This is a genomic window from Novipirellula caenicola, from assembly GCF_039545035.1.
Taxonomy (GTDB): domain Bacteria; phylum Planctomycetota; class Planctomycetia; order Pirellulales; family Pirellulaceae; genus Novipirellula; species Novipirellula caenicola.
The window spans coordinates 32,466-51,301 of sequence record NZ_BAABRO010000007.1; the positions used below are offsets into that span (position 1 = coordinate 32,466).

General features: G+C 56.0%; 18 protein-coding genes. 5 read left to right on the top strand and 13 right to left on the bottom strand.

What is annotated here, in order from left to right; translation table 11 throughout:
- Positions 1–128 precede the first annotated feature (128 nt).
- From ABEA92_RS15185 to ABEA92_RS15200, 4 genes are all read left to right on the top strand, one after another.
- The gene (locus ABEA92_RS15185; protein ID WP_345684698.1) at positions 129–1,139 is read left to right on the top strand and encodes an NAD-dependent epimerase; all 1,011 of its coding nucleotides are present in this window, start codon (positions 129–131) and stop codon (positions 1,137–1,139) included.
- Positions 1,140–1,440: 301 nt separating this feature from the next.
- On the top strand, positions 1,441–3,267 hold the full coding sequence (locus ABEA92_RS15190) for an ExeA family protein (RefSeq protein ID WP_345684699.1): 1,827 nt from the start codon (positions 1,441–1,443) through the stop codon (positions 3,265–3,267).
- Positions 3,268–3,279: 12 nt separating this feature from the next.
- Positions 3,280–3,699: a hypothetical protein gene (locus ABEA92_RS15195; protein WP_345684700.1), complete on the top strand. Its 420-nt coding sequence runs from the start codon at positions 3,280–3,282 to the stop codon at positions 3,697–3,699.
- A gap of 165 nt (positions 3,700–3,864) precedes the next feature.
- Entirely contained in the window at positions 3,865–4,581 is a 717-nt protein-coding gene (locus ABEA92_RS15200; RefSeq protein ID WP_345684701.1) for a polyprenol monophosphomannose synthase, read from the top strand.
- On the opposite strand, the gene ABEA92_RS15205 is transcribed toward ABEA92_RS15200, so the two are convergent.
- The 4 genes from ABEA92_RS15205 to ABEA92_RS15220 form a co-directional block, all read right to left on the bottom strand.
- Complete coding sequence (locus tag ABEA92_RS15205; protein ID WP_345684702.1) at positions 4,567–6,054, bottom strand: hypothetical protein; 1,488 nt, start codon at positions 6,052–6,054, stop codon at positions 4,567–4,569. The two genes, ABEA92_RS15200 and ABEA92_RS15205, sit on opposite strands and share 15 nt — an antisense overlap.
- 105 nt (positions 6,055–6,159) lie before the next feature.
- Entirely contained in the window at positions 6,160–7,515 is a 1,356-nt protein-coding gene (locus ABEA92_RS15210; RefSeq protein WP_345684703.1) for a PQQ-binding-like beta-propeller repeat protein, read from the bottom strand.
- 226 nt (positions 7,516–7,741) lie between these two features.
- Positions 7,742–9,094, bottom strand: coding sequence for a hypothetical protein (locus ABEA92_RS15215; RefSeq protein WP_345684704.1), 1,353 nt, complete (start codon positions 9,092–9,094; stop codon positions 7,742–7,744).
- Between the two features lie 305 nt (positions 9,095–9,399).
- The gene (locus ABEA92_RS15220) at positions 9,400–10,665 is read right to left on the bottom strand and encodes an NAD(P)/FAD-dependent oxidoreductase (RefSeq protein ID WP_345684705.1); all 1,266 of its coding nucleotides are present in this window, start codon (positions 10,663–10,665) and stop codon (positions 9,400–9,402) included.
- A gap of 174 nt (positions 10,666–10,839) precedes the next feature.
- On the opposite strand from ABEA92_RS15220, the gene ABEA92_RS15225 reads away from it, so the two are divergent.
- Positions 10,840–11,160, top strand: a complete 321-nt coding sequence (locus ABEA92_RS15225) for a hypothetical protein (RefSeq protein ID WP_345684706.1) — start codon at positions 10,840–10,842, stop codon at positions 11,158–11,160.
- A 71-nt stretch (positions 11,161–11,231) separates the two neighbouring features.
- Here ABEA92_RS15225 and ABEA92_RS15230 read toward each other — a convergent pair whose 3' ends face one another.
- The 9 genes from ABEA92_RS15230 to ABEA92_RS15270 form a co-directional block, all read right to left on the bottom strand.
- Positions 11,232–11,633: a hypothetical protein gene (locus ABEA92_RS15230; RefSeq protein ID WP_345684707.1), complete on the bottom strand. Its 402-nt coding sequence runs from the start codon at positions 11,631–11,633 to the stop codon at positions 11,232–11,234.
- Positions 11,634–11,754: 121 nt separating this feature from the next.
- Positions 11,755–13,038, bottom strand: a complete 1,284-nt coding sequence (locus tag ABEA92_RS15235) for a beta-ketoacyl-[acyl-carrier-protein] synthase family protein (protein WP_345684708.1) — start codon at positions 13,036–13,038, stop codon at positions 11,755–11,757.
- A gap of 69 nt (positions 13,039–13,107) precedes the next feature.
- Positions 13,108–13,614: a 3-hydroxyacyl-ACP dehydratase FabZ family protein gene (locus ABEA92_RS15240; protein ID WP_345684709.1), complete on the bottom strand. Its 507-nt coding sequence runs from the start codon at positions 13,612–13,614 to the stop codon at positions 13,108–13,110.
- Positions 13,615–13,620: 6 nt separating this feature from the next.
- On the bottom strand, positions 13,621–14,010 hold the full coding sequence (locus tag ABEA92_RS15245) for an acyl carrier protein (RefSeq protein ID WP_345684710.1): 390 nt from the start codon (positions 14,008–14,010) through the stop codon (positions 13,621–13,623).
- Between the two features lie 136 nt (positions 14,011–14,146).
- On the bottom strand, positions 14,147–14,641 hold the full coding sequence (locus tag ABEA92_RS15250) for a 3-hydroxyacyl-ACP dehydratase FabZ family protein (RefSeq protein ID WP_345684711.1): 495 nt from the start codon (positions 14,639–14,641) through the stop codon (positions 14,147–14,149).
- 88 nt (positions 14,642–14,729) lie between these two features.
- Entirely contained in the window at positions 14,730–15,344 is a 615-nt protein-coding gene (locus ABEA92_RS15255; protein WP_345684712.1) for a DMT family transporter, read from the bottom strand.
- Entirely contained in the window at positions 15,345–15,800 is a 456-nt protein-coding gene (gene panD / locus ABEA92_RS15260) for an aspartate 1-decarboxylase (RefSeq protein WP_345684713.1), read from the bottom strand. It abuts the gene before it with no gap.
- A gap of 4 nt (positions 15,801–15,804) precedes the next feature.
- Positions 15,805–16,119 carry a PleD family two-component system response regulator gene (locus tag ABEA92_RS15265; protein ID WP_345684714.1) on the bottom strand — a complete coding sequence of 105 codons (315 nt, stop codon included), beginning with the start codon at positions 16,117–16,119 and terminating at the stop codon, positions 15,805–15,807.
- A 302-nt stretch (positions 16,120–16,421) separates the two neighbouring features.
- Complete coding sequence (locus ABEA92_RS15270) at positions 16,422–18,701, bottom strand: outer membrane protein assembly factor BamB family protein (protein WP_345684715.1); 2,280 nt, start codon at positions 18,699–18,701, stop codon at positions 16,422–16,424.
- Between the last annotated feature and the right edge of the window lie 135 nt (positions 18,702–18,836).

The window sequence follows — 18,836 nt, forward strand, 5'->3', positions numbered from 1 at the left end:
TTCGGCGGTTTTGACCCGACTTCCTCGCCTTCATCCGGGCTCGTTTTATGCGGGCTCGTTCATCCGAGCTATATCGTAGGCTCGCCTCAAGTTCCCTCTATCAATTGATCCGTGAATCCGATTCATCCATGAGCACTTACCTTGTTACCGGTACGGCCGGATTCATTGGCTATCATCTCGCACTGCGACTTTTGAAACAGGGCGTCGATGTGGTCGGCGTGGACATCGTCAACGATTACTACGACGTCCAACTGAAGCGTGACCGGCTCGCCCAACTGCTCGATTTCGATAACTTCACCCCCATCGAATCGGACCTTGCAGACACCGATGCGGTGATGGACGTGTTTCGCAAACATGACTTCAGCCGCGTCGTGCACTTGGCCGCACAAGCCGGAGTGCGCTACTCGCTCGAGAATCCGCATGCCTACGTGACAAGCAATGTGGTCGCGTTCATGAACGTGCTCGAAGCTTGCCGTCATGCCAAGACGCCGCACTTGACTTACGCCAGCAGCAGTAGCGTGTATGGCGGGTGTACGCAGATGCCGTTTTCGGTACATGACCGAGTCGACCATCCACTGAGCCTGTACGCTGCAACCAAAAAAGGCAACGAGCTAACCGCACACACCTACAGCCATCTTTATGGTTTGCCAACGACGGGGCTGCGGTTCTTTACCGTCTATGGACCGTGGGGACGCCCCGATATGGCGTTGTTCTTGTTCACCAAGGCGATCCTTGAAGGCAAGCCGATCAACGTGTTCAACCACGGCAAGATGCAGCGAGATTTTACCTACATCGACGATATCGTCGAAGGCGTCCATCGGGTGTCAGAGCAGATTGCTCAGCCCAACCCGAACTGGGACAGCGATAACCCCGATCCGGCGACCAGCAAGGCACCGTATCGCGTGTTCAACATCGGAAACAATCAACCTGTCCAACTCGCTCATTTCATCGAAGTGATCGAGGACTCGCTTGGCATCAAGGCGGTCAAGAACATGATGCCGATGCAGCCGGGCGACGTTCCGGCAACCTATGCCGATGTCGACGCACTGGAAGAAGCGGTCGGGTTCCGACCCAAGACGTCGATCGAAACCGGGATCAAGGCGTTCGTCGATTGGTACCGCGGATATTACAAAGTCTAATGTGGGATAGGTTTCCAGCCGGTCATCCGTCGTTGGCTTCGAAGCTGCGCGTTTTGACTAGGCCGATTTACGAGGCCGAAAATGCAATGGCGCCCGCCACCCGCCAACTTTTCTCGGGCTTCTCTTCTGATTGGGCTTAGGATTTGTAACGGTTATGCCGATCTTGTTGATTAGACGCATTGCCCTGCTCGGTCATTTTTGGTTCTAAGAGGGTAGTGTGTCACAAAGAAGCTGTTAAAGCTGCGGTACTAGCAAATCGCAAACGCTTCAACGCCCCCTCGAAACAAGAAGTTCTCGACCCATGCAACGCCCCGATCCACAATACGTGACTCCACCGTTTCCAGCATTCCCAAGTGTTTCACGGTACGTTCCGCTTGGTTCGATTGCCGACGCGATGACTCGCGTTTGCCGCAGTGTGGATGCTCGCGAGGGCGTCTCGTTGGTCGTGGGGCCTCCAGGCACGGGCAAGTCGTTGCTTTGTTCGCTATTGGTTGATCGTTATCGTCAGACTCATGACGTCGTGATCTTGGGTGAAACCCCGATCGATACGCGATCGGCTTATTTGCGTCACCTGCTGCATCATCTCGGTGCCGATTACCGCGGGATCGCCGATGCCGATCTGCAGTTGGCTTTGGTCGACCGTGTTTGCGACAACGATCCACCCAACGATGGGTTGTTGATCATCGTCGATGAAGCTCAAGCACTCAGCGCCGAAGTGCTCGAGGCGATCCGCATGTCGACCAACATTCATAGCGGCGGACAGCCTCGCGTGTTCGCCGTCGTCGTGGGCGGAGTCCGGCTTGATGACACGCTTGCCGCGCCATCGATGGAACCGTTCTCGCAGCGTATCGCCGCTCGATGTTACCTGCACCCGATGAACGCGGACGAAACGCGTCATTACGTTACCGAAACGATTCAGTGCTGTGGAGCGGATCCTGCGTCGACGATTACCGACGATGCCCTCGCCGCAGTCCATCATGCATGTTGTGGTGTGCCGCGACTGGTCAACCAAATCATGACCGAAGCGATCGACATTGCCGAAGCCGCTGACGAGTCGTTAATCACCGAACACACCATCGATCGCGCTTGGGCTCAACTGCAGCAATTGCCTAGCCCGATGATCGAATCGCCATCGGTCAAACAGGATGGTGCTCCGGTTGAATTTGGTGAGCTTGACGAACTGGATTCGAACCCGCTGACGAACATCGCTTCGCGAGGCGCCGTCAACGAAGCGGATGGATTGGACGCAGACGATTGCGATGTTGTCTGCGAAGACACCGATGCGGTCGCTGGCGACACGGATGTGTCGGAGGATCGGCAAGACTTGGTCGCTTCGACGATGCGAGAAAACATGCTCAGTGCCGAGACGTTTGCCGATGGCGAGAGCAAGGTGAAGGGCGAGACACAATACCATTCGCTCGTATCGTTCCCGGTATCGAAAGTAAACAGCCTTGCCGAACGTCGCGTCACGGTCAAAGACCCCAGCGTGATCTTTGGCGAATTTGATGACGAAGAAGAGGTCAGTCTGAAAGGCACCGCGAACACCGTCGCTCCGATCGTGAACCAGCCGCCGGCAACTCAACCGGTCGGGTCGCAGTCGATCGCATCGGAATCGATCGAGATTCAGCGTGAACAGGAAGACGCGGTCGAAAGCGATGCCCTGGGATCTCATGCGGGCGATTCGTTCTGCTCGGACAATCGTTGCGATGACCTCGAATCGATGTTGCATCAAGAGATCATTGGCATCGCCGACATGGCGTCCAGTGCAAACTACCTGGCACTGCATGAAGCTTCCGACCCACAGTGGACGGAATCGCAACACGACGAAGAGGCTGAGTTGGAATTGGTCGCAGACGAAGTCGGCGAGTCGCCTGCGACGCTGCAGCTGAACCGCGATGACAACGCGGGTGAAGACGATTCGTGTGAGCCTGAAAACTATATCCGCAAGGATCTTTCGGAAGGCTCGCTGCGATTGACCGTTTGTGACGACAGCGATTTGTTGGTCATCGAAGAGGACGTCGATCTTTCTCGTTCGTCCAAATCGACGTACTTGGATCGCAACGAGAGCGAAGTTTCGGTCGACTTTCACAGCATGCTGCAGCGGATGCGAACCGGCGGCGAAGTTTAAACAGGTGCTGCCATGTCGCTCTCTCAAATCGCTCAGTGGATGATTCAGATTCGTCAGCAGGACCAGCGGACACCGGCTTTGATCCTGCCTGAGTGTTTTGGATTGCAAGCGGCGTTCTATGACTCGCTTGGCACGGCTTTGGTTGACGCAGGAGTGCGTCACGTGCGATTTGACGTCCTGCGTCCGATCGGTGGCCTTTGGCAAGCGACGTCCAACCGTCTGTTTGCGTTCCAGGCGAACCGGATCAACCGGGTGCTTTCGCGTGGCAATCACGAGGGGCGTCATCTTCATTTGGCCTGGACTGCCGCGATCGCCCGTCCGGTGACCGATGACCGGCTAGCGGAGACCGCGTTTGTGGTGGGAATCGCAGCCGCATCGGACGCATTGCCAGCCTGGATTACTCCGATCGGAATTTCAGAATCCGCAGCCTAGCAGGGTCGCAAATTGCACCAGCAGCGCTACAATCTGTGTTGGAAATTTCGCGGCTGACCGGTCCCCAAGCATTGATTCGAGGGATGTTTGTTTGCCTGATTCGTCCCTTTTTGCCCCCTGCCATTGCCGTTGTCCCAAGCTGCTAACCCTTCACCGAAGCCTGCTGTGGATCCTCGCTGCCGCGTGATGGTCGGGGTGTGCACGTACAACGAAGCGGCCAATATTCGGGCGATGATCGAGCAGTTGCGGGCGTCGCTGCCCGAAGCGGATTTGTTGATCGTCGACGACAATTCGCCTGACGGCACCGCCACGATTGCGTCCGAATTGGCGGATGCCGATCCGCAGGTGCGCGTTACCGTTCGCAAGCATGAACGGGGGCTCGGCAGTGCGATTCGCTGTGCGATGTCCGATGCCATCGAACACTCGTACGATTATTTTTTGAATCTCGATGGCGATCTCAGCCATGATCCCGCCCAGTTGCCAACGCTGCTTGACCGCGCGATTGCGAACCCCGAAACCGATGTCGTCGTCGGGTCACGCTACGTCGCAGGAGGGACGATCGTCGGTTGGCCACTGCGTCGGCGGATCATGAGCCGGATGGTCAACGCGTTTGCGACGCTCTGTTTGCGTTTGCCGGTCAAAGATTGCAGCGGTTCGATGCGGTGCTACCGGGTTGAATCGCTTCGTCAATTGAATCTTGGCGATTGGAATTGTCGAGGTTACGCGTTGCTCGAAGAGCTGCTTGTGCTGTTGGATCGCCGTGGTGCGGTGATGACCGAAGTGCCGATCACGTTTACCGAGCGACAACAAGGGCAAAGCAAGTTGACGCTCGGCGAAGCTGCACGCTCGGCGTTTCAAATCGTGCGCTTAGCGTTCAAGTGATCCGGATTCACCTTGGATGATCGCTTCGAACGCCGCGATCGTGTTGGCGTCGCCCAGCCGAGTTAGATTTTCTCGCAGGATCACATCTTCGGCGGTGCGAATGAAGCGTTCGTATTTCACCAATTTCTCGCGATCGTTCAAGCTGCTTTGATTTGCATCGGCAAGCTCGCGATACTTGGCATAGTCGGGATGCGATTCAATTGCATGGATGAAATCGTCGCTGCGATCGGTCATCAATTCAATCCCGATCGGGTTTAGAGGGTTAGCCAGCCCCGGCCATTTACCACGCAGGTCGTTGGCAATTTTGCGACGCAGCGAAGCGCTGTTGTCGGTCGTCGTCACTCGCGACCGGCCGCGTCCGCGAGGGCGACGTTCGTTCTTTTTGCGTTCCGCAGCCTCCAAGCGGTTTTCGCCGTCGAGTTCCAGTTGCGCCGACAAACCCTCGAGCACCGCACGGTCCGACGGCGTGGCAAACTTTAGTAGCTCGCTGTAATCCAGATCCCGCGGAAGCAAGTCGGGATGTTGGTCGTCTTGAAAGCCACTTTCTTCGCCCAGGAATTCTCCTGAGGTTTTGATCGGCAAATCGATCGTGTCGCTTTTCAGAATGGTGTAAGCATGAGCTTCTTCGAACGACACGCGTCCATCGTTGTCATAGTCAGGCGGTTCGATCGGTTGGTTCAACCGCGTACGTCCCGCGATCGCTTCCCAGAAATAGGTGCTGTATTCGACATACGAGGCTTCATCGATATCCGGGGTGCAACCGGCGGCCGGGCGATCGTGGACGGTCGCAAAAAAACCGCTTCGTTTCTGTGACGAACGTCCTTTGTCAGGATCCCCTTCGTTGTACACCAGCCGAGCAAAACCGCCGGCTTGACACTGCACCATGATCGTCACCACACTGACCCCTTCGGGCAGTTGGTCCAACATTTTGGACAGCTCGCTGACCGTGATCTTTGTGTGATTCCAGAGCGAGATTGATGTGTTGTAGGGTTGGCTGCGAGTTTGGCTTTCGCTGCCGTGGGCGGTGACGTACAGCAACAACCGGTCGCCCTTGTGCATCGTCGAACCGACATCATCAAACCAAGCTTGGATGTTTTTCGGCGACGTCGAGCCGCGGACGTTATCGATTTGGTGGTTGCGATAGGACAGCCCGAGGTCGCGTTGGCTGCCAAAAAATTCGGCCATCAATTGATTGGCCTTGGGGATCGACGTTCGATCGATCACTTGCAGGTCGTCGTCTGGATTTTCGCCATCGGAAAAGTAGATGTCGTTTTCGTTTTCATCGAGTCCACACTCTTTCAGCAATCGCTGGAAAAACAGCACGTTGCGTTCGAGTGACGCTTGGTTCCCCGAGGGCGAGTAGCCGCCACCAATGGTCAAAAAGTAATCGGCTGCGGTCACGGAATGTGACGTGGCAAACGAAGAGGTGGCGAGGATCAAAGCAGCCAAGGCAGCACGACGCAGACATCTCATTCAATGGATTCCAATTGGGGGAATGGTCGTAGCGGATCTTGCTAAAGATCCTTTATGCGCGGGATCTTTGGCAAGCTCCATGACGGAGAAGCGTGAGTTCCCGTATCAAGGTTTCGCCAAGTCGATGGCGACCAATTCTTTGTCGTTACGCACGTAGGCGGTTTGGTTGGCGTATGCCGGGTGGCTCCAAACCACTTTGCGTCCAAACGCGGTTTGGGTTGGCTCGATCACCTTCATTTGGCCTCGCGAATGGTATCCGTCTGCGTCCATGTCCGCGATCGACAAATGGCCCTCTTCGCCAAACAAAAAATAGTGACCACTTGGCGTATGCCGCGTGACGAAGGTGGTGCCGGCGGGCAAGCGTCGTTTTTGGCCCGGACGAACCGGTTCGTAGGTTTGCCAAACTCGCTCGCCATCTTCGACCTTAGCTGCAACCAACGCCCCGAGCGTTTCATCGGTCCCAAACATCAACCCATCGTGGATCAGGGGCGTCATCGTGGAAACACTCAGCGACATTTTGGGTTCCCCGGCCCAAAGTTCCGTCACGCCAGGTTTATCAGCGTCGAGTTTCAGCATCAGCGATTTGTCTTTGATTCCGCTGGCAAACAAGTAATCGCCACTGCGTTGAGGTTGGCTGATCGACATGCCGTAATCGGGCACCAAGGGTACGGTCCAGTAGGTTTCACCCGTTTTCGGATTCAGTGACGCAACCGCATGGGGATGCCATGCAATCAATTGAGTCGTGCCGCCGGCTTGGATCAACGATGCCGGACAATAACCTGCATCGGTGCTCGACAGCGCTTTCCATTTCACTTTTCCGGTGTTTCGCTCAAACGCGACAACGGCTTGGCCCTCACCGCCGACCATCGTGACGACCATGTCGTCCGTAACAAGGGGATGTGCAGCGAAGCCCCACGTGGGTACGGGGGCCGCGAACTTTTCAGGCAAATTGATATGCCATTTGAGCTTACCGCTCTCTGCATCCAAAACCGCCAAGTCGCCCTGTGCTCCCAAGATCGCGACGACTCCATCGACGACCGTCGGGGTTGCACGTGGGCCCGCGGGGTAGCTGATTCGGTAGCTGCGTGGATATTCGTAGGTCCAGATCGACTTTCCGGTGTTGGCATCAAGGCACTGCAGTCGCTCGGTCCCTTCGAGTTCCGGTCTTGCGTCGGGTTCTTCGACCAGCGTTCCCTTGGTGCGTTTGTAATCCATCACATAGATGCGGTTGCCGACTACGGCAGGACCTGCATAGCCGCCTTCGACCGGGACACGCCATTTGATGGGAAGTCCGCCAGCGGGGATCGAATCGACCACGCCGGTTTCGTTGTAGTTGCCATCGCGAGTCGGCCCCATCCATTGCGGCCAATCATCGGCCGTCGCCATCGTTTGAGCCAACAGACTAGCTGCGGCAAGCATCAACAGGGATCGAATCGTTGTCGAGACAGTGTCCAGGATCATCGCGTCAGGTCCGGGGGGTGCAGAGCAGGAAGGGGGCATGCATGCCAGTCGCGGGATGTGTGGGCGACTCGCTAAATTCTCAGCGATATTCTAAGCGAAATAACGCATGAAGGGCTGAGGTCAATAACACAGAATCGAGAATCTTCGACAACCGAGTCCATCGCCATAAATAAAAAACGGAACTCCTTGCCTCGTCCACTACTGGATGCGCTAGATAAACGCTGCATTAGCGGGCGTAACGAGGGTCGGTTTTTCGGATGATTTCGTTGATTCCGGTTTGGTTGAATCCTTTGTAGCCATCATCACGCTGCAGGATTTCCAAATGCGAACCGATGCTGCCCGATTTGCGGAACCGCTCGGCTTGCTCGGTCGTGATCACCCCTTCCTCGACCGCTTGTTCGATTCGGCCCTCTGCGACCGGCCAAATCTCTCCCTGCGTAAAGGCCTGTTTTAGGAAATCGAAGTCGGTAAACGGAGCCATCGTTTGAATGCCTCGCTCGGCCAATTGAGTCCGAGCGGCATCAAAATCGAATTGGCATTCCAAGTGATGCATGCCGGCCTGCAAGATCGCTTCGCCATGCAGTTTGCACCACAGTCCGACGGTGCCAAGCTGATCTCGATGCGACAGCGGTTCGTGAGCAAAGTCCCCCGAGACTTCTTCGGCGGTCAAATCGACATCAGCAAAAATGACCACTCCGGTTGCGGGCTGCTCTAACACCTGAGCCCCCCAGCCCGCTTCGGCACCGCCGTAAAACCGTTCGCGACACTGGAATCCGAGTTGTTCCAGCAATGCGATTAAGCGTGTGAAGTGTTTGCGGCTGCTGCGGTAGGTGTGGTGGTCGTGGTTGGCCCAGCCGAGTCCGAGTTCGTCTTGGCGTGACTTTTGAACGCGAGCTGCCCGATTGCGACTTTCCCAATACCGGCGTTCGGCCGCAAAGAACAAGTCGCAAGTGCGATCTTGGCCCAAGTCCTCTTTCGCCGCAGCGACCAAGGCACTTGCATGATCAAATCCCTCTTCGTCCGAGGCAAAGTTTCGCTTTCGCAGTAAGAACGCCTCTTGATGTTGCAGGATGACCGGCAGATGAGTCCAAGCCGATTCACTTGGTTTGAAACCGACGTTTCCATGTCGCTCGATGACCCAAAGTTCCGTCGACTCGGTTTCCGAAACGCAAGCAAGCCGGAGTGCTGATCCGGGCATTCCTTGAATCGGAGTCGTGATGCGATGAGCGACCAAAAAATCGGTTACCGATTCAACTCGGAGGGTCATTCGCCGCCTGGGGATATCTCGCAAGACGACATCAGGAAACAGTCCATCGGGGTGCTGCCAAACTGGATCTCCCGATTCCTCGCGGCACTGAAAACCCGACTGAGAAAGCTGCGATTCGAGTTCCGCTGAAAACGGCAGCGAAAAGTGATCAAGCCAATCGCTCAGCCGCGTCCCGGTTACCGCTAACATCTGTGTCCGCAAATTGGCAACAAAGTAATTCTCGCGAACAAAATCTTCGGTCCACTGATTGATCAGCGTGGCCGCCTGGGGCTGACATTTCCAATCAAATTGCGTCAATGACGATTCGGACATGACCATCGGGCTCCACACGATCACGAGAAAGGAACACCGCGAACCGCTTCGCGATCGTCCATCCCATATTGTAGCAACGCCGAAATGTGGGATAGGCATCCTGCCTGTCATTAGGATCCCAAACATGCAGCCTTTCGTCTTCAGATAAAGGCTGTTTGCTGAGCGTCATTTTGCGGAGCGAAAGGCGACTTTGTTCGATTGACAGGCTAGGAGCCTATCCCACATCGCCTGGAGCGAAAGGCGACTTTTTACGATTGACAGACTGGAAGCCTATCCCGCATTGCTTGTCGGCTTAGCGCAACACGCTAGCGTAGAATCGCCTGGGCGACTCGCAGACCGCTATTCATTGCCCCTTGGATGCTGGGCGTTTCGCGATGATCGCCACACACAAACACGCCTTCACGATCCGTCGTCACGGGCTGGGTCACAGGATCAAGCGTTACTTTCGGCAGCCCAAATGGTACGTGATAGATCTGTAATCGTCGCCATTCACCGGCCTGTTCACCAAACCAATGGATCAATTGCGGACGTAGCGATTGGTCCAGCGAATCGGGATCGATGTCTTGGCTTAGCTCGGTGCTAACCGAGATCAGGTGCTGGTCACTCGGTGCGTAACGCGGCGCCACATTGGACATGACCGCGGCGGTTTGGATTGGACCCGACTCGTCACCTCGCAGCAGCAAGCGTCGGCGTTTCAGCGGTGCTTCGTTTGCGGCGTAGTAAACGGTGGTGGTTCCCGACCACTCGGTATCCAACGATTCGTCACCGAGCAGACTTGCTGCGGCGCTACTCTCGGTAGCGACCACAACCTGTTTGGCCCGCAGCGTACGTCCATCGGTCAATTCGACGGTCGGTTCGGTGGAATCACTCTGCAGTCCGGCGACAGGGGTTCTCAGTTGCAACGTACCGCGTGGCAATCGGTCGGTCAGTTGTCGTGGGATCTCGGCCATCCCGCCCGCCGGCACCGACACATGCCCTTGGCTGAACATGCGAAAGACGAACTCGAGCATCCGGCTGGGCATTTCGAGCGATTCGTCCAAGTACACTCCGCCGAGAAAGGGGCGAAAGAATTGTTCGATGATCCGTTCTGAAAATCCCTCATCTCGAAGTCGCTGGACCGTCGTTGTCTGCGCTCGGGTGTAAACGTCCTCGAGCGAGCCCGCGTGGCTGGTGCTACGAAGTTTTGAGATGCGGCATTTGTCGGCTAGCGATCCGACGGTGTTCTTCGCGGTGGCGGCGATATCCAAAGGGCGACGCCATGGATCGCTCAGCAGTGCGAATTCGCCATCTTGTCGAATCATCGCGCCGGGTGAGAAATGGCATAATTCCAGTTGTTTGTAGTCCAACAGTTCGCGGCAAGCAGGATAGGCGGTCAGCAACACCTGGAACCCATGGTCCAGCGTGAAGCCGTCGATGTGGTCCGTGCGAACTCGGCCTCCGGCACGATCGCTGGCCTCCAGTACTGTGACGTTGCGACCAGCCTCGGCAAGTTTGACCGCGCAAGAGAGTCCGGCCAGCCCCGCACCGATAATGATGACATCAAACGAGTCGCCGGTCGTTGCGTTGGACATGGAGTTGCTCTTGGAAAATGGTGATTCGACAGGCGGGAGGCCTAGCCCACATTTTTGAACATTTTATTGCGTTTTGACCTAACGTGTCACTGCGGATGCGATGAAGTAAGTAGCCGAAAGCGGCTGTTCTTCAAAAACAACACAAAATCACATCCCATCACGCGGAGTTTGATCATGGCTAAGTTTTACGTTCAATCAGGAAATTTGCGAACCGTCGTCCAAGCAGAATCGAGCCGCAAGGCTGCGATTTGGGCAGTTCACGAAGCGATGCAGCAAGTGTTACCCGTCGATGACGAACTTTCGTACTCGAAGTCGGATCGAGAGAGCACGGAAACGGGCACTGTGATCATGTTGACCAAACGGATCACGATCAGCGAACGAGGGTTTGATCGCGCCGATGCAATGGTGATGTCGACGCTCGAGGTGATGAACCAGTGGAACCAAATGGTCAGCACGCTCGATCGACTCGAGCAAATGATGCATCATGCGGCGTAATCCCGCTGACGTTTTCCGTGCCGGCAACCCGCGGATGCTTGGGAAGGTAATTGCGAGGAGTAGTGCCCTCGCTATTCTTTTCGCAGGTAGCCGGCACTGGTTTGAAAGAAGCGACTGCGGCGGACGACCGGTTGAACCTGATCTTGGGCCGCTTCCTGCAAATCCAATAAATTGGCTTGGCAGTACCGACAACCCACGTCCTCGAGATGAAAGCGAATGTAATCACTTGGCTCGGCATCCAGCGTGCCGAGGATATATTGGCCAAGTTCCGAGCGGGAGGGGCACGACAATCGTTCGCGTCGCCAAATTCCCGCGATCGTATGCAGCCCGGCTGCATCGCGGCCCTGGATTTCCGTCAACCGCTTGCGTAGCGAAGCGTCGCTGCGTAGTGCTTGCTCGAGTTCCGAGCTGCGGTTTGCCGGTAACGCCTCGTCCAGAAAAGCCGCCAATTCCGAATCGGTGAACGCGTTCATGGTTGGATGCTCGCTGTGGGGAATAAGGTCGTAGCGAAAGTGGTCAAAACTTTCGACGATTCGGGCGTGAACGAAACTTTTGGCGAGTTTCGTTACCCCAAGTCCTACCCTGGACGCAGCTCTAACCGTCGAATCGGCTCAGACACAGCGTGACGTTTTGTCCGCCGAAACCAAAGCTGTTATTTAAAGCGTAACGGATGTCGGCTTCGCGAGCGACATTGGGAACGTAATCCAGATCGCAATCGGGATCGGGGTTCTCTTGGTTGATCGTCGGTGGCAACACGCCATCGCGAATCGCCATCAAACAGACGATCATTTCGGTCACACCCGCGGCGGCAATCAGGTGTCCCATCATGCTCTTGGTGCTGCTAACCGGAGTGTTGATGGCGTTTTCGCCGAACACTTCTTTGCACGCTTTGGTTTCAACTTTGTCGTTCACCGTGGTGCTGGTTCCGTGCGCGTTGACGTAGCCGATGTCATCGGGGGTCAGCCCGGCGTCGGCGATCGCCATTCGCATCGCCGCGATCCCGCCATGGCCATCCGGTGGGATATCGGTGATTCGGTACGCATCCGCGGTGGTTCCGTAACCGGCGACTTCGCCATAGATCGTGGCGCCGCGGCGTTTGGCGGATTCGAGTTCTTCGAGCACGACCATGGCGGAACCTTCGCCCAGCACGAATCCGTTTCGCAGACGATCAAACGGACGGCTTGCCTTGGTCGGTTCGTCGTTGCTTTCGCTCAGTGCGGTCAACAGGTTGAATCCGGTCACCCCCAGCGGATGAATCATGCTGTGGGTTCCACCAGCGAGCATCACGTCGGCATCGCCTCGGCGGATGATTTCGGTCGCTTCGCCAACGGCTTGACTGCTGGCGGCACAAGCGGTCAAGCAGTTCAGGTTCGGGCCTTGAGCATTGAACATCGTGGCCAAGTGCGCCGCAGGCATGTTCGGTTCTTGCTCGAGTTCTTTGGCAGGATCGAGCAACTCGAGGCCTTTGCCGACAAACTTGGCTGCGTCATAGGTGCCGTTGGCCAACGCAGCGGACATCATCCGGCTGAACGTTTGAAAGTCCTGGTTGCCTTCGCCGCTGCCCATATAGACACCGAAGCGAACCGGATCGGTGATTGAATCCATCACGCCGCTGTCCTGCATCGCTTGCTTGGCCGCACCGATGGCAAAACGGGTGTGTCGACCGCGGTTTTCCCACTGCTCGATCGATTCGCCTACTTTCGAGACGTCCCAATTTTTGACTTCCGCACTGATTTTTGTGGGAAAGCCGCTGGCATCAAACAGCGTTGTTTTGGCAACGCCGCTTTTGCCTTCTTTCAGCCCCGACCATACGGTCGCAGCGTCATGGCCCATCGGGTTAATCATTCCGATACCAGTGACGACGACTCGGCGACGCATGGGGAAACCTTGGGTGAGATGAGTGAAAAAGGAAAAATCAAACAGTAAAAAATAAGACAGGCTAAGGACTTAGAGGTTCTTGTAGATGGGAACCGGAGTCCCGTCGGGCCGGACCGCGACATGGAAAAAATTCATCAATCGCAGCATCGATTCTAAGTCGCCTGGTCCGAAAAGCGGACCCGAGGTAAAGCGATCTTGGTCCAAGAACGCAAACATCAAATCGATCTCGGCATGCAGCGTCTCGCCAATGTGGCTAACGCCGGTCACGGTCGCGCCGGTGTCCTGCAGCGATTCCACTTTGACGTGGTATTGCAATTGGTCTCCGGTTCGAGCCGGATGATGGAAGATCGCCTTGCCGACTTTGGCTAGAACACATCGCTTTTCAAAGCCATAGTACTCGGAAACCAAGATGCCGCCGAGCTGCGCCATGCCTTCGATCACGAGGGTCGGGGGCAGCACGGGGTAGCCGGGACAGTATTCGTCCACGGCTTCCTCATCGAGCGACACATTTTTAATGCCGCGGGTGTGGCTGCCGCTTACAAACTCAGTAAAACGATCGATCCAAAACCAACGCATCGACAACTACGCTCCGACTTTGGTTTCGACGTAGTTGCACAAATCGCCAACGGTCAACAGGTTACCGAAGTCTTGAACGCGTGGGTTCTTTTCGAATTCCGACAGATCGGCCCAAGGCATACGTCGCTTCAGTTCGGCCATGCCTTCGGCGGTGACCACGCCATCGTTGACGTATTCCGAGTTGGTCAGAACGTCTTCGGGCGAAAGTTCTTCACGAGGGATCGTGATGTCGAATGCTTTTTCAAGCTTGAACACGATATCGAGAAAGTCGATCGACTCGGCACCGAGGTCGCCGACCAAGGTCGCTTCACGAGTCACTTCGTCATCATCGACACCCAAAGCGTCGATCAAGGCTTCTTGTACTTTTTCGAAAATCTCTTCTTGGGAAAGTGCCATCGAGTGGATCCTTTAAGGGCTGTTCACATAAACGGAGCGATAGGGATGCGTCATTTCGAGACGCGTAATGATTGTTTTTGGAGTCTCTCGGGGGGGCCGGCGTTGGACACCGAGCCTCGTCGCGACTCGTTCAAGCCTAGCTCGCAGCTTCGGCCGGAATCAGATCAATCGAGCCAAACAGTTCGTCAAATTGCTTTTTTGCACGCTGGCGAACGTCATCGTCGGTTTTTAATCGTTCAGGATCATTGCAAGAACGACGCTGAAGCACCAGACGAGCCGAAACCGTCGTGCGGCCCTCTTTCTGCGCCGTCGCCTTGACCGTGGTCAAATCGCCTTCGGTTTTGACCACTTCCGCGTTGATTTGTAGCGTTTCCCCAGGCGAAAGGAAGTCGCCAAATTTGACGCCGCGGACCTCTTTCAGCGTGACCAACGCGCTCTCAAAACCGTCACCGGTGCGGATCATCCAAATCGCCGCTTGGTGCAGGGCTTCGAGCATCATTACCCCCGGCATGACCGGAAATCGGGGGAAATGGTCCAGCAAATATTCTTCATCGGCGCCGAGGGTTCGCTCTGCCGTGATTCGGACTCCAGGTTCAATGGAGGTGATTTTGTCGAGTTGTCGGTACTTCATTTTCCGGTCATTGGCGGGTGTGGGTTCGCCATAAAATAGTTTTCGGGCTGTTTTGCCTCAACCTTAATTCCCGCGGTTTAGACTCTGTTTACTCGGAATTCGTCGATTCGACGACCGGGGATGAACGCGGATTAGTCGAAATTGGCGACGCTGGGTCGCCAACCTTCGCGGTCTGTTCAGCGTTTTGTTCACTGCGTTGGGCAGCCAACTCACTGCGTTTGGCTGCCTGTTCACTGCGTTTGGCTTGGGCAATCACCAAAACGCCGGCCACCAGCAATCCGACGCCCAGCATCCGCAGCGGCGACGCCGACGCCTGCGGATTGCCCAGCCATCCGTAGTGGTCCAGTAAAATAGCCGCCAACGTTTGTCCTGTCATGATGGCAGCAAACCATGGAACCGAGCCAACGCGGGGGACAAAGAACAGCGACGTCGTGACGACCACCACTCCGATCGCCCCGCCCGACCAGATCCACCATGGTAATTGCCCAGGCGACGATTGAAATGAGGGAGGGAAAACACCGGTGAAAAGACACAGAATCAACAACAGCCCGGTGCCGACCGCGAACGAGATCAATGCCGCTTGATAGGGGTGCGAGACCGCTTTGCCCAGCGATCCATTGACGCTCGGTTGCACCCCAAGCACACAACCTGCGGCGAGACCGACGAGAATCGCGACCCAAAGCATGCCCGAAGCGTGTTGCACCTAGCAGCCCTTTGCGGTTTGCACCGCTTTGGTGTTTTCCGGCGTTGGGCTGGTGGCAGCTTCGTCACGTCGCTGGGGGCCAGCGACTTCGGGCCCCAAATGCTTGATTTGGTTCTCGGCGTCGACGAACACCAACCGTGGACGATGCTCCGCCACCTTGTCTTCGGGGACCATGGTGTAGGTCGCCAAGATGACTCGGTCACCCGGGTGCACCAAATGGGCCGCCGCGCCGTTCATGCACACGTCGCTTGACCCTGGGATGCCGGGGATCGCGTAGGTTTCCAGCCGAGTGCCGCGGGTCACGTTCCATACGTGCACCGATTCATAGGCACAAATGCCGGAGGCCTCCAACAATTCCGGAGGGATCGTCACGCTGCCCTCGTAATCGACATCGGCGCCCGTCACGGTCGCGCGATGGATTTTGGCGGAAAGCAGTTTGCGAAAAGGACCTGTCATCGTTTTACTCGCTCAGATACGGCTCAAGCAATTCACGTGTCTTCTTGTCATCGATTGATAACTTTCCGAAACCGAGCACGCCCCCGGCATCGACGGATGCTTGTTGATGTTCTTCGTAATTGGTCACCAACATGACGGGGACCGAACCCACTTCGGGATCCGCCTTGATTGCCTTTAGGACTTCGAGTCCATCGGAATAATCGCGGTCGAGTTTGCGATTGACCGTAACAAGATCGACTTTGCGGGTGCGAAGCGTCTCGAGGGTGTCTTCGAGGCCATGGGTTTGAACCACCGAGGCTTTGAAGTTCGAAGAGACCATTCGCCGAATCGAATTGAAGTCTGGACCGCAATTTCCGCAATCCACGAGCAACTTAGACATCATCAAACCAATTTTATGCACTTCGGGGTCCCGCGTCCTGCCCCCCGAACAAATGGGGCGATGCGAACGAGGTTGCCGATACTGAGAAACTTTAGAGATTAGCCATGTCGCAGAGTACGACAAGGCGGTTGCAAAATGGAACAGTCGCAGGACCCCCGATTTTCGAGGGGCTGCGACTTGCATTAGGGCACCGGTTTTTACCGCTCAAGCGAGCTTTGGCCGAAGTTCACTTCCTACGTCGGTTATTCGTCGGTCTTGCCGATCGCGAATAATTTGTCCTTCGTGCTGATGTAAATCGTGCCATTGGCGGCTACTGGGGTGCTGTAAACACTGGTTCCCATGTTGATTTCTTCGACAGGTTCCTTGTTGTCGGGACCAAATTCAAAGATTGCAACGTCGCCGTCTTCGTCCCCAATGAACACGCGTCCGTCGGCGATCAGCGGGCTGCCCCAGCTTTGGGCGAACATGTCGTAGGTAAAGTAAACCGTCGGCGTTCCGTCCTCTTTGGGCTTGGCGTTCAAACAGTGCACCAATCCCGAGAAGTCGGCGATGTAAAGGATGTCATCTTTGATGGCCACGGTGCCGCAGCTGCGATGCATCTTTTCTTCGAAGTCGAATTCGCCGTCACCGTTCTGGTCGGCCATGCTGTAGTGCCACACCACGGCGGAATTGGAGTTGTCCACTGCCGCTTCGCCATTCTTGGGATCGACTGCTTGAATACGACGGTGAGGAATTGGGGTTCGTTTTCCATCGGCTTCGATCTTGACCGCCAACTGAGGCGAAACGTCGCCACGTTTGGTCGGGTCGATGCACCACAAATGGCCTTCGCCTTCACCGTGTTCGGGGTCTTGCCCGACCGCGATGTAGACCAATCCGTCATAGGCAACCGGAGTGGCGATCAAGTTGTTGCGAGTGCCTTCGCCGCCAAGAATCCACTTGGTTTCTTTGGGGTTGGCGTCAAATTCCCACAGTAGCTCGGGCTTGCCATCTTTGCCTTGGTCGGCTCGGTAGCTACGCAAGTAGCCGTCGCCGCCGGCGAACAAGACCTGAGGGACTCCGTCAAATTCCGCCACCATCGGGCTGGACCATTGTCCGTGCAAGATGTTGGTGCCCGGCGCGTTGTCGGTCCAATAGAGTTCGCCGGTGTTCTTGTTCAAACAGATAAAGCTGGCCGCGTCGGGAGCAGGCAAATTGATGTGCGATTCGTCCAACCCGTTGCTGGTGTTGACGAACAACAAATCGCCGTAGGAGGTCACGCTGCACGAGCACATGTTGTGCTGGCTCGAACCGAGTTCGCTCATCATGTTGTAAACCCAGATCGTGTCGGCATCGCGTTTGTCGTGGACGCCAAGCGTTTTGGTGAACATCAATTTCGGGCCAATCGCTTTGACGGTGATCGTGCGATCGACGCCGCCGAATTTGCCGGTGACGCTCCAAACTTTGCCTTCGGTGACGGTTTTGACTGTCGCGTCGCCCTCGAGACCCTCGCCTGCGGTTTCAAGCGATTCTTTGGCAGCGTCGGACAATTTGCCTTCGCCCAATGCAGCCAACGTGTCGGCGTACGGTTTCGCGCCAGGACCAGCGTTCATGATTTCGGTGACGTTCGCGACTTCGTCCTTGACCGGACCGTCGTCCTCGCCATCGTGAAAGCCTTCGGTGTCAACACAGCGGACTTCGCCACGGCTGGTGACGAACCACAACCGGTCGCCTTCGACCATGGATGCACAACAGATGCCTTGCAGCGGCCAGTCGTGGACGCGGCCGGTGATCAGTTTCTCGCTGCTGTGTTGCCACAGGAATTCGCCGTTGGATTCGTTGAATGCCAACAAACAACCAAGGTCGACGTTGGACGGATAGCGTTTCAGGTACCCCGCTCCGTTATTGGTCCCGACGAACACCTTGCCGCCCGAAACGACGGGGTTGCCGTAGGTTTGGCTACCCAAATTGGCGTACCAGCGGATGTTCTCGGATTTCTCTTTGTCCCATTCGCCCGTTTTACGGTCGAACTTGCCGATGTCCCACGACTCGGGAAGGTTTTTGACGTTGGGCGTGTTGTTACGCAAACGGGTGCCGCCCCACTGTGGCCAGTCGCCGCCGGCGTTGAGGACCTTTTCAGGCGAAATCTTTTCGCTGGTGTCCGCTTTGGTGCTGACCAGCATTTTCGCCGCCGGTTTGGCCGCTTCGGATTTGGCACTGTCTTCAGGTTTAGCGTCTTCGGGTTTAGCCTTTTCCGCTTTCGCTTCGGCTGGCTCGGTTACAGTCGTTTCTTCGACGACGGGGGATTTCGCTTTGGGCGACTCTGCCTTGGGCATTTCCACTTCGGGGGTTTCCACCGTTGCGGCAGTCGTATTGCTCGACTCGACAGCACCTTCGTCGATATCCAGATCCAAGTCGTCTGCTTCGATTTCGATCGAACCGGGAGCTTCAGGCGGCTTACAGCCACTGAGGGCGACCGCCGTAATGCTGCCAAAAACGGTAGCACCGAAAATCAGCGTCCAAGCGGACAATTCATTCTTTTTCATATTGGAAGCGTTTTGGAGCGAGAGGTTTTTATTTTGGGAGGGAGGGGAGCAAGGCAGATCGAATCGCTTCGAAACGGCCTTGCTGATGCGTTGTTCCTTGCCGAGCATTCGTTCGAATGATGTCCTCATTCTAGT

Coding starts and splice junctions, on each gene's coding strand:
- ABEA92_RS15185 (WP_345684698.1), top strand. CDS start 129: ATGAGCACTTACCTTGTTACCGGTACGGCCGGATTCATTGGCTATCAT.
- ABEA92_RS15190 (WP_345684699.1), top strand. CDS start 1,441: ATGCAACGCCCCGATCCACAATACGTGACTCCACCGTTTCCAGCATTC.
- ABEA92_RS15195 (WP_345684700.1), top strand. CDS start 3,280: ATGTCGCTCTCTCAAATCGCTCAGTGGATGATTCAGATTCGTCAGCAG.
- ABEA92_RS15205 (WP_345684702.1), bottom strand. CDS start 6,054: ATGAGATGTCTGCGTCGTGCTGCCTTGGCTGCTTTGATCCTCGCCACC.
- ABEA92_RS15210 (WP_345684703.1), bottom strand. CDS start 7,515: ATGATCCTGGACACTGTCTCGACAACGATTCGATCCCTGTTGATGCTT.
- ABEA92_RS15215 (WP_345684704.1), bottom strand. CDS start 9,094: ATGTCCGAATCGTCATTGACGCAATTTGATTGGAAATGTCAGCCCCAG.
- ABEA92_RS15220 (WP_345684705.1), bottom strand. CDS start 10,665: ATGTCCAACGCAACGACCGGCGACTCGTTTGATGTCATCATTATCGGT.
- ABEA92_RS15225 (WP_345684706.1), top strand. CDS start 10,840: ATGGCTAAGTTTTACGTTCAATCAGGAAATTTGCGAACCGTCGTCCAA.
- ABEA92_RS15230 (WP_345684707.1), bottom strand. CDS start 11,633: ATGAACGCGTTCACCGATTCGGAATTGGCGGCTTTTCTGGACGAGGCG.
- ABEA92_RS15235 (WP_345684708.1), bottom strand. CDS start 13,038: ATGCGTCGCCGAGTCGTCGTCACTGGTATCGGAATGATTAACCCGATG.
- ABEA92_RS15240 (WP_345684709.1), bottom strand. CDS start 13,614: ATGCGTTGGTTTTGGATCGATCGTTTTACTGAGTTTGTAAGCGGCAGC.
- ABEA92_RS15245 (WP_345684710.1), bottom strand. CDS start 14,010: ATGGCACTTTCCCAAGAAGAGATTTTCGAAAAAGTACAAGAAGCCTTG.
- ABEA92_RS15250 (WP_345684711.1), bottom strand. CDS start 14,641: ATGAAGTACCGACAACTCGACAAAATCACCTCCATTGAACCTGGAGTC.
- panD (WP_345684713.1), bottom strand. CDS start 15,800: ATGACAGGTCCTTTTCGCAAACTGCTTTCCGCCAAAATCCATCGCGCG.
- ABEA92_RS15265 (WP_345684714.1), bottom strand. CDS start 16,119: ATGGTCTCTTCGAACTTCAAAGCCTCGGTGGTTCAAACCCATGGCCTC.
- ABEA92_RS15270 (WP_345684715.1), bottom strand. CDS start 18,701: ATGAAAAAGAATGAATTGTCCGCTTGGACGCTGATTTTCGGTGCTACC.